Genomic DNA, 13,438 nt, shown 5'->3' with positions numbered 1-13,438 from the left:
TAGCTAAAAGGTCGGCCCAATCGCCAGCACCAACAGTGGTGAATTGCTAAGCTGTTTTCTTTCGTACCTTAGAGCCTGCATTACGCTCGGAGATAGTCCGAGCAGTTTTCAGATTCGTTGTTTCGTAAGTTGCGGCGCCGTTAGGGAGAACAACTTCGTAAACGGTCGCCTTAGATTTCTGGCCACACTTACTACATGCCATCAGGCAGCCACCCCGTTCTTCTCGACCTGCCGAAGCTCGCCGGGCTCGAAATTTTTCATTCGAGCCTTCAATTCTTCCACTCTAGCAAGATTCTCAACTTCTATGCGCTTTCGGCTCTCCATCTCATCGACCACCATCGACGCCAGTCGCCGGTAATCGATGACGTTATCGGCTGGTGGTGTTTGAATGGCAGAAGCGGCGAGTTCCATTTCTGGCATCAACGCATGATTCGATCGGTCGATCACGGCAGATGCCGCAACTTCAGGCAAGAATCCAGGTTTCGGAACGCTAAGAAGTCCCTTGAGCTTCCAACGCCCGTTTTGCTCTTTCAGATGCAAAGATGGACGGCAAGACTCGAAAACCTGGCGGTCCCACTCGCTCAACCACGGAGCAGCCGCTCCGGAGAACCACATGCCGTCATCGTTGACGCCGACAGTGACCACTCCGGCCACCGTTCGGGAGTCATCGAACTGGCAGGCAGATGTTTCGCACTCCGCGCCGTCTCGGTGGTGGCCGACGTTCATGGTGAACGTGCCGACCTTGACTGTTGAGCCGTCGTCCAGCTCTTTCGGCGTCATCAGGAACCCGGTCAGGTCAACGTTTCCGAAATCTTCGATGGTGATGCGCCTGGTGTATCCCTCATGAGGCACGCCACTCTGCGCGATCCAGCCGTAGATTCTGCCATCATCGCAGGCCACCAGGCCGTTACTGGCTGCTAGCTGCTCAGCGGTTGGCTCTTTGAACCACGCGGCCGGGAGCGGCGGGGATTTCTTGAACTCTGTCCAGGCGCTGGCAACCAGCTCATCCGCATCTTCCAGGTCGGTGATGCCTGCTGCTGCCTCATCACGCACCCATGGAGCAACGATGGAGTCGTCATCGAAGTGTTCCGCTAGCTTTTCGTACAGGCTGGTCACGCGCGTGCGGATGCGTTCCTGATCAGCCTCGGGAAGATCCACGCCACCCATCGCGCCTTCGAGAACCCCGGCCACAGCGAAAACGCCCCTGGCGATGATCTCCAGGCGATCACCAACCACGTCGGCGTAGCCCAGTCGGTATGCGCCGACCGTTTCCGGGTTAGCGTCATCGTCTCTCCACAGGAACGCCTGTCTCAGGACTGATGCATCAACCTGACCGTCGTCATCGGTGGCGAACGCCAAGACTCGGCTGGCTGCTTCGGAGCCGTTCCACGCCCGTTCCCGGTCGTCGTTGATCGGCAAGTTGATGTCTCCGACCAGCGCGAACTCGTCATCGGCGCTGGCAGCTTGCGCGACAGCATCAGTCGCCGCCACGCTCGCCGGTTCGTGCGCTTCAGGTGCTCCATACTCATCGTCGTGCCACACCACCTGATCAGCGGGAATGTCATCCAGGTCAACGCTGACGCCACCAGCTAGGCCGCGCTCAATCAGTGCTGCCACAGCAGCACCTTCAGCGAAGGTCGTGTCGATCACGCCGGTCGCCAGGATCTGACCGTCTACGCGTTCGATCTCATCGATGCGGCCGACGACAACCGCATCGTCATGCCCGCCACGGTCGAACTTGGTCCAACGCAAGTCGAGAGGCAAGTTTTCCCAGCGCAGAGCGCCAAGTGCGATCTCTCGCCCGTCTCCGGTCGGGTCACCTTCGACGGCCAGCACACCAGACCAGCCCACGAAACCGTCTTTGTCGGGCTGCCCGGTCAGCTCAATTTTCGCTTCGATCAGCGCGGGGATACTCACCAGTGTTGCCGCACGGATTCGGGCACTGCCGATCGTGACCTCGGTTTCGGACATCGCATCCGCAGTCAGCTCTTTCAGGTCGGCCAATGGGCGCCCGAAATGCAAAATCTGATGGCGCTTTCTATCGCGCTCGAACGCGCGAACAGTGAATTTTTCTTTAGTACTCATATTCGCTCCTCCAGAGCTGGCGACGAAAGCATTTCGCGTCACACCCTGCTCTTCGAAATACCGAATCACTTCGTCGATACGTTCATCAGATAGGTATTGGCGTCCCGAGTCAGGTGGCGGCGGTGGAGCATTTCCGTCCACCGAATCGAGAACCACATGAGTGCACCGGCATTGAATAACGTTTTCAGCACTGGCGTTAGGATCACCCGGAAACATCAGAGCTTCGCCACCAACGTCGAAAGGCGCATCGATTTCGACTGTCTGACCGTCAGCTGCGAAATGTTCGGGCCTAGTTCTTTCATCGACAGCCGCAATCCAGCGCTTATATGAAGGTCTCAACTCTTCAGGCAAGTCAAGTTCGGTTTGCAGTTTCGCGTCGTTGGTTGCCGAAATGGTTTCGGTTCTGGCGATTCGTCGTGCCCGGCTACGCGATAGGTCACCGTGTTCGTCTGAGAAAGTGTCTTGGATCGACCGTGCTAGATCTTCGGAGCCCAGGCCCTGCTCAACCCCGGTAACCAGCGTTTCGCGGATCTCTCCCCACAACTCAGCGGCTGCGTCACGTAGGCGGTTGTGCGCTGTGCGTAGGTGTTCCTGCACACGTGAGGAGTCGTAGAGCTGGCCGAGTCCGGTGAGGTAGGACTCCCAGTCAGCGCCGGTCAGGTACCTGGCCGTCGACTCAGCACCAAGCGCATACGGGACCACCAGCGCCGGGATGATGCGGTCGAACAGCTCGGCGAACTCCGTCTCAAGGCTGAGCAGGAAGGTCAGGTCGACCGATGCGGCGGCTGAGACGTCGAAAATCGCTCCATTGACGCGCTTCGTGATCAGCTCTCGCGCCTCGTCAAACAGGTTCTCGACCTGCTCGGTGATCCAATCTTCGGTGCGCTCGTTGGCGCGATCTTCAGCGTTGAGCAGCCGACGCTCGATCAACGACAGGTCATCACGGGCAGCCATCACACACGCACCCGCCCAGAATTGGCAGTGGTGGCACTGGCGGCTGTCTGACCAGCAGCAGCCCTGAGCACCTGTCGCGCCATCACGACGGCGTTGCGCCATGAGTGCGCACGTCCCAATGTCAACAGCGCGCGCGTGTAGTCATCCAGCGTCTTGACCAGCGCGTTCGTGTCGAGTTTGTAGCGCTCGGCCACGTCCGGGACACGACGCCATGCGTGCTCCAACATCCTGAAGTCGCCGATGTGGCGCTCGGTGACACGGCGCTGTGTGTGAAATCCCGCCATGTCCAGCTCGTGTTTGTGTCCGGGGCGAGTGCTACGGTCCAACCGGGACCAGTAACGGTGATTCGCATAGGTGAGTGCTGAGTGGATCAGGGCGTCAATCGCCTCAGCCAGTGCCAGCTCGGCGCACGGGGATCGGCTCATCTGGCCTCCCGAGCAACACGCTCATGCGCCGGAGGTTCGTGCGTCTCAGAGACAGGTAGCTGCGCCGATGGGCCGCGTCTGCGCCCGGTCGGCAGACCCTGCGGGAACAGCAGGTCGGCGTCGTCGTCCGAGAAACCGGACTCGCGACGCAGCGCCTCGTCGTTGATGATCCCGCGATCCCACAACTCAAGGGCTGTCTGCGCCTTGGACGCCCGCGACCGAAGTTTTGACGTGTCATACCAAACGACGAAATTCTTAGCCGTTTCTGAGTCCAGGATTGGCCACAGCACTTCTCGTGTCAGCCCATCACACACAGTCGCCAGGTGCGGCTCAACACCAGCCTTGATCGCTTCTTCCGATAGCGCCCAAAGCGACCAATGGTTCGTGCCACCTAATCCCAGCAGATATTCAGCAGGCAGTTCGATACCAGCGGCGAATCTGCGAATGCATTCCTGCCGCAGGTCCATCAAGAACTTGTCAAATTCGGACTCAAACTTGATGTGTTTGATTTCCGCGATCGCTTCTTTGGGTACCTCGAACATCAACGGAACCGTGGCCGCAGCCGAATCCGGATCCCGGATGGCCGTGCTCATCGCCTCCTGGAGCACCGCCAGCGCGTCATCTTGTGCATCAGACTGGCCAGGTGTGGTCGGTGGCCTGATCCCCTGCGGCACCAGCAAGATGCCTCGCCCAGCAACGCGAGATTTGGCGATGGCTTGTACCGCAGCGCCGAGTAGTCCCAGCTCATCGAGCACACCCAGCGACGCTCTGACCGGCGAGTCGGCCTCGATGCGTCGGCGCGGGTGTGGTTTCCAGATGCGGAAGGCGTCGATGCCTTCGGCCTCGCCCTGGCGGATCGTCATCTCCTGGCCGTCGACTTCGGCGACGATCCGGCCGCGCTCAGCGCGTAGCTCCTGGTTGGACAGCACCCACCACTGTCCATCCACGACTGCTACATAAGCCTCGCCAGCAACAGCGAGTTGCGGTCCGAATGCTTGCAAGAATTGAGAACGCCCAACCGGGCTTTCTGCTATCTGCGCTACGACGTCATGCGCGGGATGCCCATCGGGCGCTTCACCGATGCTGCCGTCAGGTTGGATCTCACCGGCATAGAGGACGCCTTGAGACATTGCTCTGCCGATCCAGTTGGCAGCGAAATGCAACTCCGGAACATCATCGTAGAAATTCCACGCCAGCTCGCTCCAACTGGAATTGGTGTTCTTCTTCCAGCCGATCTTTTGAGCCAGCCTTTGCGAGGCAGCGGTGAAGAAACCCTTTGGTTGTTCGGGCCTTGTAGCCTCAGATAGTGCAACCGCGGACGCGATCAGGTTAGAACTTCTGCGATTGAGAAGTGGAATACTAACCATCACTGCTCCGGCTCGGGTAGACGCTATAACTCCCGATCCGGCCCAACCGCCAGCAATCTGCCACTATCGTAGCAAGGAATCCTGAATTGTGGTGGTGGCGATGGTTGAAATTCAGTTGCGGTTTGGAGAACTTCCAGCGATTGAGAGAGCGAATCGCAAGATCTCTGATGGACAGTTTGAGGAGATTGTCCAGCGATATAAGTCTGGCGTAACGTCAACAGACATAGCAAAAGAGTTCGGCGTGACTGCTGGGACGATTCTTCGATATCTGCATCTGCATGGAGTTTCCGTCCGACAAAGTGGCGGAGGGCCACCCCGTAAGACCATTGATATCGAACAAATCTCACAGATGTACGAATCCGGTCAATCGATATCCGAAATCGCTAGAAACTTCGATGTATGCAAAGACACAGTCAGAAAGCGCCTAATAGAAGCGGGTATTCATTCCAGTGAACCGAGACGGGTATGGCCGAAACCGGAGGCGGGGCCAGAGCAGGAGCAGGAACAGGAACAGGAACAGGAACAGCCAGAGTCCTGTGTCGCCGAGTGCCCGTTCGGAAATCTGAACTGCGCTCTTGTGGTCCATCTCTATATAACTGGCCATCCACTCAGATCGATAGCAAAACGCCTGGATACGGACGTCGGAACAATCAAAACCGTTATTGAACACCAGGAGAGTGCCGAAGAGCTGCACAGCCAGCGGCTTCGTGCCAAGGATCAGAAGTGAGCCGTAGAGTCGAGATCGATATAGACCGGGCCATCGAGCTTTATCAATCCGGGTTGACACTAAAAGAAGTCGGCGAACAGTTGGGGGTCAGTGGCAGTCTGATTCGGTTGCGGTTCAAAGAGCTGGGTGTAGACCGGCGGACCTTCTCAGAGTGCGCGAAGCTGCGGTTCGAGACGAAGCCAGGATCTCACGGTCGTATTCTGCGACATCTCGACACTGACGAGATCGTACGTCGATACCAGGAAGGCGAATCCGTCGATGACATCGCTGAGTCCTGTCAGGTCTCGTGTACGCCGATCAGGGACCGGCTGATATCAGCGGGTGTACAGATGAGGGGACCAGGTGAGCTGGTGGCGCAGCTACCAGTCGAGACCATCATCGCCCAGTATGAGGCCGGGGCTAGCATCTACGCGCTGGCCAGGCAATACGCCACCGGCTGGAACACCATCAAGAACGTGCTCGATGAGCAGGGTTGTCCGCCCCAGCGTGGCCAGCGGCTCATACCCGTGCCAGTACCCGAGTGGTCCAGAGCAGAGGTCGCCGAGCGGATGCGTATCCGCCAGGATCGTAGACGCCGGACCCCAGCGCGGCGGCGGCGCTATGAACGCAGAGTGGCGCGCAATGCTGCAGAGCGAGCAGTCGCGCAGGCACAACGGCAGGCGATAACAACAGCGGCGGCAACAGCCGCGCTGAGCTTGGATGAGCGCTATGAGCGTAGACGTCAGGGGCGAGATGCCAGCGCATATCGCGAGGTCGCCACAGCCGGGGTCGTTCGGGTTCTGTTAGACGCAGGTTTCGATGTACGCCGGGGAACCACCGTTGGCGATTACGTCACCATGTGCACCGTAGACAACCTCGCGATTGAGCTTCACTATGGACTACGTCCAGACATACGCGTCAGGAATGGCCTCGATCAGCGTGCGAAAGTATTCACAAAAGCCGGCTTTGGATTCTTGGTTGTGCTGGCTGTCCAGCGATTGTTGTTGCCAGATAACGACCTGGATCTGATCCGTGCCGTTGAAGAGTACCGGAACTCCGGTCCTGTTCCGGGAGGATTTTTGCTGCTGCGTGGAGAGGGAAACGCGCCCGGCCGCACACCTATTGAGCAGCGGTTTTGTCTGGTTCCCATTAAGTGGTGAGGCCACCGCAGGCGACCTCACCACCGGCGCCATTAGGGGCAAACTAATGGATGGTTTCACTATACCAGTGGCAGAAATGCGAGATGGCCCCAGAAGAACAAGCCAGAAGACTTCTGAGGCCATCTCTACCGAACATGCTCGGATTCCGATCAAGGAAAAATCCGAGATGCGTAGCCTTAACGAAGGACAATCCCGTGTCAAAAACGTTAAGAGCTGCGTCCAGTATATGTAGTGCCTCCGGTCGGGGTCAAGGCATTCCGAAGAATATCCGGTCGTAATAGGCGTTGATCTCTTCGTCCAGTCGTTCAAGTTCTGCTTGTTCCGGAATGTGTTTCCAATTGCTTCGCCTGGATATATGCCCAACGGCTTCTGTATGTACGCCGTAACATTCTGCGATATGTCTATGGTAAACGCCCATATCAGCTAGCGATCTTATGGTATGTACGTCGCTCAATTGTAGTTTTGACGCTGGATTATTTACACCTTTTTGGGAACCATCGTTCACTACATCTAGCATGTTCTGTCTTTGATCACCTAGCTTTAAGTGTCTTCCGTTTACACATCCACTCATTCCATTCCGGCACGTATGTAGTACTGACTGCTTGCCAGGATCGCCCCATCTAGCGAGCCAAACGAACCTTGATGCCAGCATGTTCTTACCTTGAAAGTGCACACTAGGTCGATTTTGGAAACCTTCCAAATAGATACATTTATCTATATCGGCATAAGCTGCTGCTCGTAGCTCTCTTAGCAGATCACCATTAAGACGGAACCGTCTTCTGCCTGATGGGTCTGCCCAATCATGTGTCCTAGACCATCCGTAGCAAGTCTGGCAGTATCCGCGTCCCTCAATGTCTGTTCTACTGCAATCATCAGATTTACACACGCTAGGTTTGGGTTGTAATCCTGGCCTTACAGACGGATCTATCCATCCGTATTTTCTTGAGTATGCACAGCAGGCCATGCACCAGCCATAGCCGTGTATCTTTGTATTATCACAATTAGACGTCTTGCATGTACGTACGTTAGACTCAGACACGTTGGTCTTCCTCTCAAAGATCAACCACAGCCCCGGACAGTTAGCGCTGTCGCGGGGCTTTTTCTTCGGATCTACATTAGCATGGAATCTATGCCCACTCCGCAGCTATCGCCACAAGACCGCAATGTTTTTGCGTTAGCAGCCGACCTTTTTCGACCTAAACCAGAGAACAAGTTCGTCAACGATCCGGTGGGTTTTATAGAGACAGAGCTAGGCGAACATCTCTGGAGTAAGCAAAAAGAGATCTGCGAGTCCATAGTCAGCAATAGAAAAACCGCAGTCCGTAGCTGTCACGACTCGGGAAAATCGTACATTGCAAGCCGTATCGTATCGTGGTGGATCGCGGTGCACGAACCAGGTGAGGCGTTCGTAGTCACAACCGCTCCTACGCATGCGCAAGTGGAGTCCATCCTCTGGCGAGAGATCGGTAAGGCGCACAAGTCCGGCAAGATGATCGGAAACATCGTTCGATCGCCATACCCCAAGTGGTACGTCGATGGTGAGCTAGTGGGGTTCGGACGCAAGCCGTCTGACTATGACGATTCCAGCTTTCAAGGTATACATGCGAGACACGTACTCGTCGTTGTGGATGAGAGTTCGGGTATCTCCAAAAACCTGTGGACAGGTGTTGAGTCGTTACTGACGAACGCTGACGCTAGAGTTTTGGCCATCGGGAACCCTGATGTTCCCAGTTGCGAATTCGAAAACTTCTTCAAGAACCGCTCCGGATGGAACAGCATCCACATCGACGGTTTGAAAACGCCAAACATCGACAAACGGTCTATGGCGCAAGCGTTGGATGATGTCGAATACGGTGTTGATGAAGAGAACCAAGCCGAAGTTGAACAGCGAGAGTTGTTACTCAGTCAGTGCCCGGACTCGCGAGAGTATGTACCAGACAACATCCGTCATCTACTCCTGAGTGCCGATTGGGTAGCTGACAAAGTCAGATCCTGGCAGGTTGACTCGCCTCTGTTCATCTCCAAGGTGCGAGGCAACTTCGCAGACTCCAGCGAGAACAGCGTCATACCGCTGTCGTGGATCAGAGCAGCACAGGCCAGGTGGAGAGAACGCAACAAGCCGGTTGAGGAGCTAAGCGCGCTAGGGCTAGATGTGTCAGGTGAGGGAGCAGACGAGACCGTAGCCGCCTACAAGCACGGTGCTCGTATCGATCGACTGGAAGTCATTTCTGGTGATGAGATGGCCGTAGCTAATCACGTGTCGGCAGTAGCGCCATCGGCAACGATCGTGGTTGATGCGATCGGTATCGGAGGTGGTGTGGCATCGAGACTCCGAGAGCTAGGCCGCGATGCACGCGCTTTCGTAGCGTCCAGAGCCAGCCACGCACGTGACAGATCTGGCGCGATGGGGTTTTCTAACCAGCGGGCGGAGATGTGGTGGTCAGCCAGAGAGGCACTCGACCCTTCCCACGGGTCTACTATCGAGATGCCAGACGATGACGAGTTGGTAGCTGAGCTGGTGGCGCCGAAGTGGAAAGTGCTGGCAGGTGGCAAAATCCAAGTTGAGTCCAAGGACGAAATCCGCAAACGGTTAGGCAGATCCACTGACCGTGCGGATGCTGTGCTGCAGGCGATGTTCACTGAGTCCAGTGGTCAGCGGATGGTCGTGAGGTCTCCAGTGTCAGCAGGGCACGATGGCAGAGGCGAGACGACAGCGGTCGGTAAGCGGTTATCGGCACCTATGCCGAAAATCCGAGACCGTAAGCCGAGCTGGCAACGTCATCAGTCGAGGTAAGAAAACGGCAGGCAAGCTGACCGGCGTGATGTGAGATCCTGGTGCCATGAGCACGCGAGAATCGGATGACGAGAACGTAGTCGTCAGTTCTGATTCGCTCTCGATCTTGCTGAACTTCGCCAAGCACGCGGACAAGCATCTAGCGAAGAAGCGCCTGCGCAACTGGCTACGGCCGTGGTTCTACCGGCAGGACATGGCCATCTGCTCACGAGCGCCGTACAGAGAACCGGAGTGTGCGATCTGCCAGGCGTTCACAGAGGCTGAGCGGCTGCTAGAGCCGTGGGAAGATCCGTACAACGTGTGAAATCAAAAACGCTGGTCAGCCGGGAATCGAAAATAGAAACCTGGCCTGACCAGCGTCTTTAAGTTTTCGATTCAGGCGACTGACAACGCTGGCTCAATCTTCGCGTTGACCAAGCCCAGGTCGTAAGACGCGACACCGATGGCCGCATGCAATCGAGACCATGCGCGCTGTAGTGCATCGGTCTCCGTCTGGCCACTGGCAAACAGGGAGATCGTGAGCTTGGAACCAAACAGCGTCACGGTGGAGTCACGAACCGATGGATCTTGAGCTTCGAGGTCTATCAACTGTTCTTCGATGGCGTCCATGGTGACTACCCGCGTCTCAACGTCGTCAGATGGGATCTCATAACCGGCGTCGATCTGAAGATGGATCATGGTCGTCCTCCCTTGCACTCTTCCATCATAGACATGAGCACCTGGTATCGCCGCTTGGCATAGTTCTGGTTGGGCGTGAGATGGATGCTGCCCTGGTGATCTCGCCTGTCACATGGGCAGTAGGCACGAGGGTAGCCGTTGCGGTCTTCATCGACACGCCAGCCTGCGTCTTTGAGCTTCTGTATCAGGTCGGCTATGTCTGGCCGATAGCGGTTCTTACCTCCCATCAGTCGGCGATATCCTTGCGTCGTCTGCCGCGTCCTGGCCGGTTGGCGTTCCACGCATCGATGGTTTCCGGCATCCAACCGGGTACGTCGCCGATCATCACATCTGGGTCTGGCAACACACCGCGCTTGCGGTAGGTCCGGATGGTACCTGTCTCCATCTCCAGTGCGCGTGCCACCTCAGCCATGCTCAGTGCCCTGATCATCTTTCCTCCATGGTGGTCAGGATAGACAAAACCCCCGTCCGATGACGGGGGTCATACGAGCGGGGATCAGATCCCCAACTCGTGCTCCAGTCGTTGCAGCGAGTACCACAGCCTCTTCTCGACCTCGATCTGCTCCTTGCTCGCAGTGGTCGAGCGCTGCAAGGTTTCGAGGTTGCCCTTGATCATCCGGTAGGTGGTCAGCTTGTGCTGCTGCTTGCGGGTGACGGTGGTGGTGTTGGCGTTCATGGTGGTGGCCCCTTCTCTCGATCGGTTGATGTCTCCATCATAAGCTACGGATCGGGTACATGCAAGTCCGAATCGTAAGTCGTCAACGAACTTGCATACGCTACGCATTGGGGGTATAGTAGGTATCATGATGAACGAAGCAAACGAGAGGGGTCAGACCATGGAGAAGACAGAAGAGACCAAGGTGCCGCGCGGCGTATCCGGCAAGCAGCGAGAGCTGTTCCTAAGCCTGACCGAGGAGCAGCGCCAGGTGTACCTCGAACACTTCGAGTACGGCCGTCTGGCGGCGCACTGCTACCGGATCGCAACCGGTCAGATGAGCGCCTGATCGAACAGCGAGGACCGGGCAAGGGATAGTTGCCCGGTCCTCTCCCCACACCATACGAGGAGAGGACCAAGATCATGAACACAGTCATCAAGCGTGACGGCAAGATCGTGGCGACGCTTAGCGAGGGTGACAGCCTGCTGAGCTGGTTCGTGCGCAATACGTCGCAGAGCATGGACTACGAGCTGAGGTACGGCGGCTACAGCGTTGAGGAGGTCAGCGAAGGCGAGTACCCGCGACGCAACGCCGATGGTGTGACCGTGTGGGCGTGCTGCGAATCGTCCATCGGTTCGAAGTGCGAGCACCAGAGCGAATAGGTAGCGCTTCAAAGGTGGCCCGTCCGGTTGGATGCCGGGCGGGCCATTTGCATGTCACCAATCTTTCTGACGCATCGTTTCTATGACCTCGGACGGATGCAATTGCCGAACGTAGCGGTCGGTGATCGCAAGTGATGTGTGTCGAAGCTGATCGCGGATCTCGTGCGTAGAGTCGCCATCTTGCGCCATCTGGAAAGCCAGCGAGTGCCGCAAGCCATGCGGATGAACGCGCTTTTCGATACCGGCCTTCGCTCCAAGCCTGGCCAGAGCGCTTCGCACGTAGCGCGGATCTAGCGGCTCGCCCACCTTGCCAATGGTGTATTGCGCGAAGATCGGGTGCCGACCGTTGAGCCCTAACGTCTTGCGTCGATCTAACCAACGGTCCAACAAGTCCGCACCACGTGGCGTGATCCCCACAGTTCCGTACTTGCCACCTTTGCCGTCTCGCACGCGCACCGTTCCGGCTTGGGTTTCAACATCCTTGGAGTAGAGGTCTAGGCACTCCTGAAGCCGGACGCCAGCGCCGTACAACACGCCGATGATGGCGCGTAGCCGGATACCCGACGACGAACGGTTAGAAGCGGTCTTGATCAGGACGTCAGTCTCTGACCGACTCAGCGGTTCCGGCACGAATTTGCGTCCGGCGTTCGTGGGTGGCGTGGGCATGGCAGCTCCGTGCAGGGATAGTACCGAAAAGGCTCGCATTCGGTACTATATTGCACGCTGCCAGGCATTGCAAAGCGAGAGCGGTACTATTCCTACTACTCGACAAGATCAACCGGCGCGGCAAACCAGCGCTCGTGCTCTGAGTCATACGCCGAGCGCCAGCGCTGTCCTGTAGCCGCTGATCGAGCCAGAGCGACCACGTACGCGCTGCGGTGGTCGGCACACCACAGGGGAGGCTCGCCAGCGCTCACGGTGCGGTCTACGGCCTGTAGCAGGCTTTGCTGGGCGTCGTCACTCATCAGATGGTGTCCACGCTTTCTAATACCTCGGCCGGAACCTCCGGCACGTTGCCGTTTGCCAGTTTCTCCAACTCCAACACCACAATCTCACCAGCGATAGCTTGCTGATCTGAAGTAAGGTTGAGCTTGCCAAGTACCGATTCAATGGCACCGGCCATCATCTGTGCCTGTTGCTCGGCTAGTTTCACCAGGCGCTCATTGAGGCCAGCTTTTACGCACTTCTCACTGAACTGCATCACCAGTTCACGTTCTTTTTGCTCTAAGCCAACCAGAGCACGTACGGATTCCTCAATCGGGATCGCTTCACCATCTTTCGAAATCCCTTTTTTATGTCCAACCAGTCCGCGAATCTCGTCCACAAAGTCGGCGTCAGGGTTGTCCCAATCCATCTGCTGACTGAGTAGACGCGAATAATAGTGTTGTCGGTAAGCAGTTACAGCGACCATCCGCAACAGTTGCTCACCGGGGTCAACCTCTGGAGTATTCAGTCTCCAGTTTTGAACCTCAGCAATTATGTCAGCGCGTTTGCGAACTTGTGGGCTACGTCCACCGTGATTTGAACAGACCGTGGTACCCGGCGCAACTCTCCGACCACATCTGTCACCCTGACGATTTTTCGCTTTACATCTTTCGTCATCAGCCAGGGGATATCCACCGTGACCCATCAACTACCTCACTATGTCAACACCCTTAAGCTGTCCATCACCCATGGGGTTTATCTTCCATGGGGTCCACTATATCGAGCAGTCTACAAACCTAAATCGAAAAGCGCTCAGCGCCTCTGTAAGCGCCGCTACCCCCGTGCCAAGGGGTGAGTGCCAGTCCGGGGTCCGTTCGCCTGTCAGCGCCCGATTCTGGCTCGCTCAGCCACAAAGCCAGAGAAGGCCGGGACTCCAGTGAGCCCCGACCCGACTAAAAGTTTCAACGCGCCATTAACCCTGCGATATGCACCACAGCTAACACCACCGCTAACGCCAATATTGCAA

The 13,438-nt window shown here is 56.9% G+C and carries 15 protein-coding genes; 6 read left to right on the top strand and 9 right to left on the bottom strand.

From position 1 onward, the window contains the following. Positions 1-201: 201 nt before the first annotated feature. Genes F7O44_RS16330 through F7O44_RS16320 form a run of 3 tightly spaced genes read right to left on the bottom strand, consistent with a single transcriptional unit; the run spans position 202 to position 4,831 of the window. Positions 202-3,039, bottom strand: coding sequence for a phage minor head protein (locus F7O44_RS16330; protein ID WP_162451325.1), 2,838 nt, complete (start codon positions 3,037-3,039; stop codon positions 202-204). Further along, positions 3,039-3,464: a hypothetical protein gene (locus F7O44_RS16325; protein ID WP_162451324.1), complete on the bottom strand. Its 426-nt coding sequence runs from the start codon at positions 3,462-3,464 to the stop codon at positions 3,039-3,041. The genes F7O44_RS16330 and F7O44_RS16325 overlap by 1 nt, the downstream gene beginning before the upstream one ends. Further along, the gene (locus F7O44_RS16320; protein WP_162451323.1) at positions 3,461-4,831 is read right to left on the bottom strand and encodes a hypothetical protein; all 1,371 of its coding nucleotides are present in this window, start codon (positions 4,829-4,831) and stop codon (positions 3,461-3,463) included. Before F7O44_RS16320 ends, F7O44_RS16325 begins: the two co-directional genes overlap by 4 nt. An 88-nt stretch (positions 4,832-4,919) precedes the next feature. On the opposite strand from F7O44_RS16320, the gene F7O44_RS16315 reads away from it, so the two are divergent. The 4 genes from F7O44_RS16315 to F7O44_RS16300 all read left to right on the top strand — a co-directional run bounded on the left by F7O44_RS16315 (position 4,920) and on the right by F7O44_RS16300 (position 9,795). Further along, positions 4,920-5,558 (top strand): helix-turn-helix domain-containing protein, encoded by a 639-nt coding sequence (locus F7O44_RS16315; protein ID WP_162451322.1) that lies wholly within the window; start codon positions 4,920-4,922, stop codon positions 5,556-5,558. Continuing rightward, a complete protein-coding gene (locus F7O44_RS16310; protein WP_162451321.1) occupies positions 5,555-6,697 on the top strand; it encodes a hypothetical protein in 1,143 nt (380 codons plus the stop codon). The genes F7O44_RS16315 and F7O44_RS16310 overlap by 4 nt, the downstream gene beginning before the upstream one ends. 1,129 nt (positions 6,698-7,826) lie before the next feature. After that, positions 7,827-9,491 carry a hypothetical protein gene (locus F7O44_RS16305; protein ID WP_162451320.1) on the top strand — a complete coding sequence of 555 codons (1,665 nt, stop codon included), beginning with the start codon at positions 7,827-7,829 and terminating at the stop codon, positions 9,489-9,491. 46 nt (positions 9,492-9,537) lie between these two features. Next, positions 9,538-9,795 carry a hypothetical protein gene (locus tag F7O44_RS16300; RefSeq protein WP_162451319.1) on the top strand — a complete coding sequence of 86 codons (258 nt, stop codon included), beginning with the start codon at positions 9,538-9,540 and terminating at the stop codon, positions 9,793-9,795. 71 nt (positions 9,796-9,866) lie between these two features. Here F7O44_RS16300 and F7O44_RS16295 read toward each other — a convergent pair whose 3' ends face one another. The 3 genes from F7O44_RS16295 to F7O44_RS16285 all read right to left on the bottom strand — a co-directional run bounded on the left by F7O44_RS16295 (position 9,867) and on the right by F7O44_RS16285 (position 10,845). Continuing rightward, the gene (locus F7O44_RS16295; RefSeq protein WP_162451318.1) at positions 9,867-10,169 is read right to left on the bottom strand and encodes a hypothetical protein; all 303 of its coding nucleotides are present in this window, start codon (positions 10,167-10,169) and stop codon (positions 9,867-9,869) included. A 226-nt stretch (positions 10,170-10,395) separates the two neighbouring features. After that, positions 10,396-10,599, bottom strand: coding sequence for a MerR family transcriptional regulator (locus tag F7O44_RS16290; protein ID WP_162451317.1), 204 nt, complete (start codon positions 10,597-10,599; stop codon positions 10,396-10,398). A gap of 66 nt (positions 10,600-10,665) precedes the next feature. Beyond that, a complete protein-coding gene (locus F7O44_RS16285; RefSeq protein WP_162451316.1) occupies positions 10,666-10,845 on the bottom strand; it encodes a hypothetical protein in 180 nt (59 codons plus the stop codon). 127 nt (positions 10,846-10,972) lie between these two features. Here F7O44_RS16285 and F7O44_RS16280 point away from each other — a divergent pair, with 127 nt between their 5' ends. Both F7O44_RS16280 and F7O44_RS16275 read left to right on the top strand, forming a co-directional pair. Continuing rightward, positions 10,973-11,173 (top strand): hypothetical protein, encoded by a 201-nt coding sequence (locus F7O44_RS16280; RefSeq protein WP_162451315.1) that lies wholly within the window; start codon positions 10,973-10,975, stop codon positions 11,171-11,173. 74 nt (positions 11,174-11,247) lie between these two features. After that, positions 11,248-11,487 (top strand): CBS domain-containing protein, encoded by a 240-nt coding sequence (locus F7O44_RS16275; RefSeq protein WP_162451314.1) that lies wholly within the window; start codon positions 11,248-11,250, stop codon positions 11,485-11,487. A gap of 54 nt (positions 11,488-11,541) precedes the next feature. Here F7O44_RS16275 and F7O44_RS16270 read toward each other — a convergent pair whose 3' ends face one another. The 3 genes from F7O44_RS16270 to F7O44_RS16260 all read right to left on the bottom strand — a co-directional run bounded on the left by F7O44_RS16270 (position 11,542) and on the right by F7O44_RS16260 (position 12,841). Next, entirely contained in the window at positions 11,542-12,153 is a 612-nt protein-coding gene (locus tag F7O44_RS16270) for a tyrosine-type recombinase/integrase (protein WP_162451313.1), read from the bottom strand. Positions 12,154-12,248: 95 nt separating this feature from the next. Then, the gene (locus F7O44_RS16265; protein WP_162451312.1) at positions 12,249-12,452 is read right to left on the bottom strand and encodes a hypothetical protein; all 204 of its coding nucleotides are present in this window, start codon (positions 12,450-12,452) and stop codon (positions 12,249-12,251) included. Continuing rightward, entirely contained in the window at positions 12,452-12,841 is a 390-nt protein-coding gene (locus tag F7O44_RS16260; RefSeq protein ID WP_162451311.1) for a hypothetical protein, read from the bottom strand. The genes F7O44_RS16265 and F7O44_RS16260 overlap by 1 nt, the downstream gene beginning before the upstream one ends. Positions 12,842-13,438 lie beyond the last annotated feature (597 nt).

This window comes from Phytoactinopolyspora mesophila (genome assembly GCF_010122465.1).
Taxonomy (GTDB): domain Bacteria; phylum Actinomycetota; class Actinomycetes; order Jiangellales; family Jiangellaceae; genus Phytoactinopolyspora; species Phytoactinopolyspora mesophila.
This window is presented reverse-complemented; position numbering and strand designations above follow the sequence as displayed.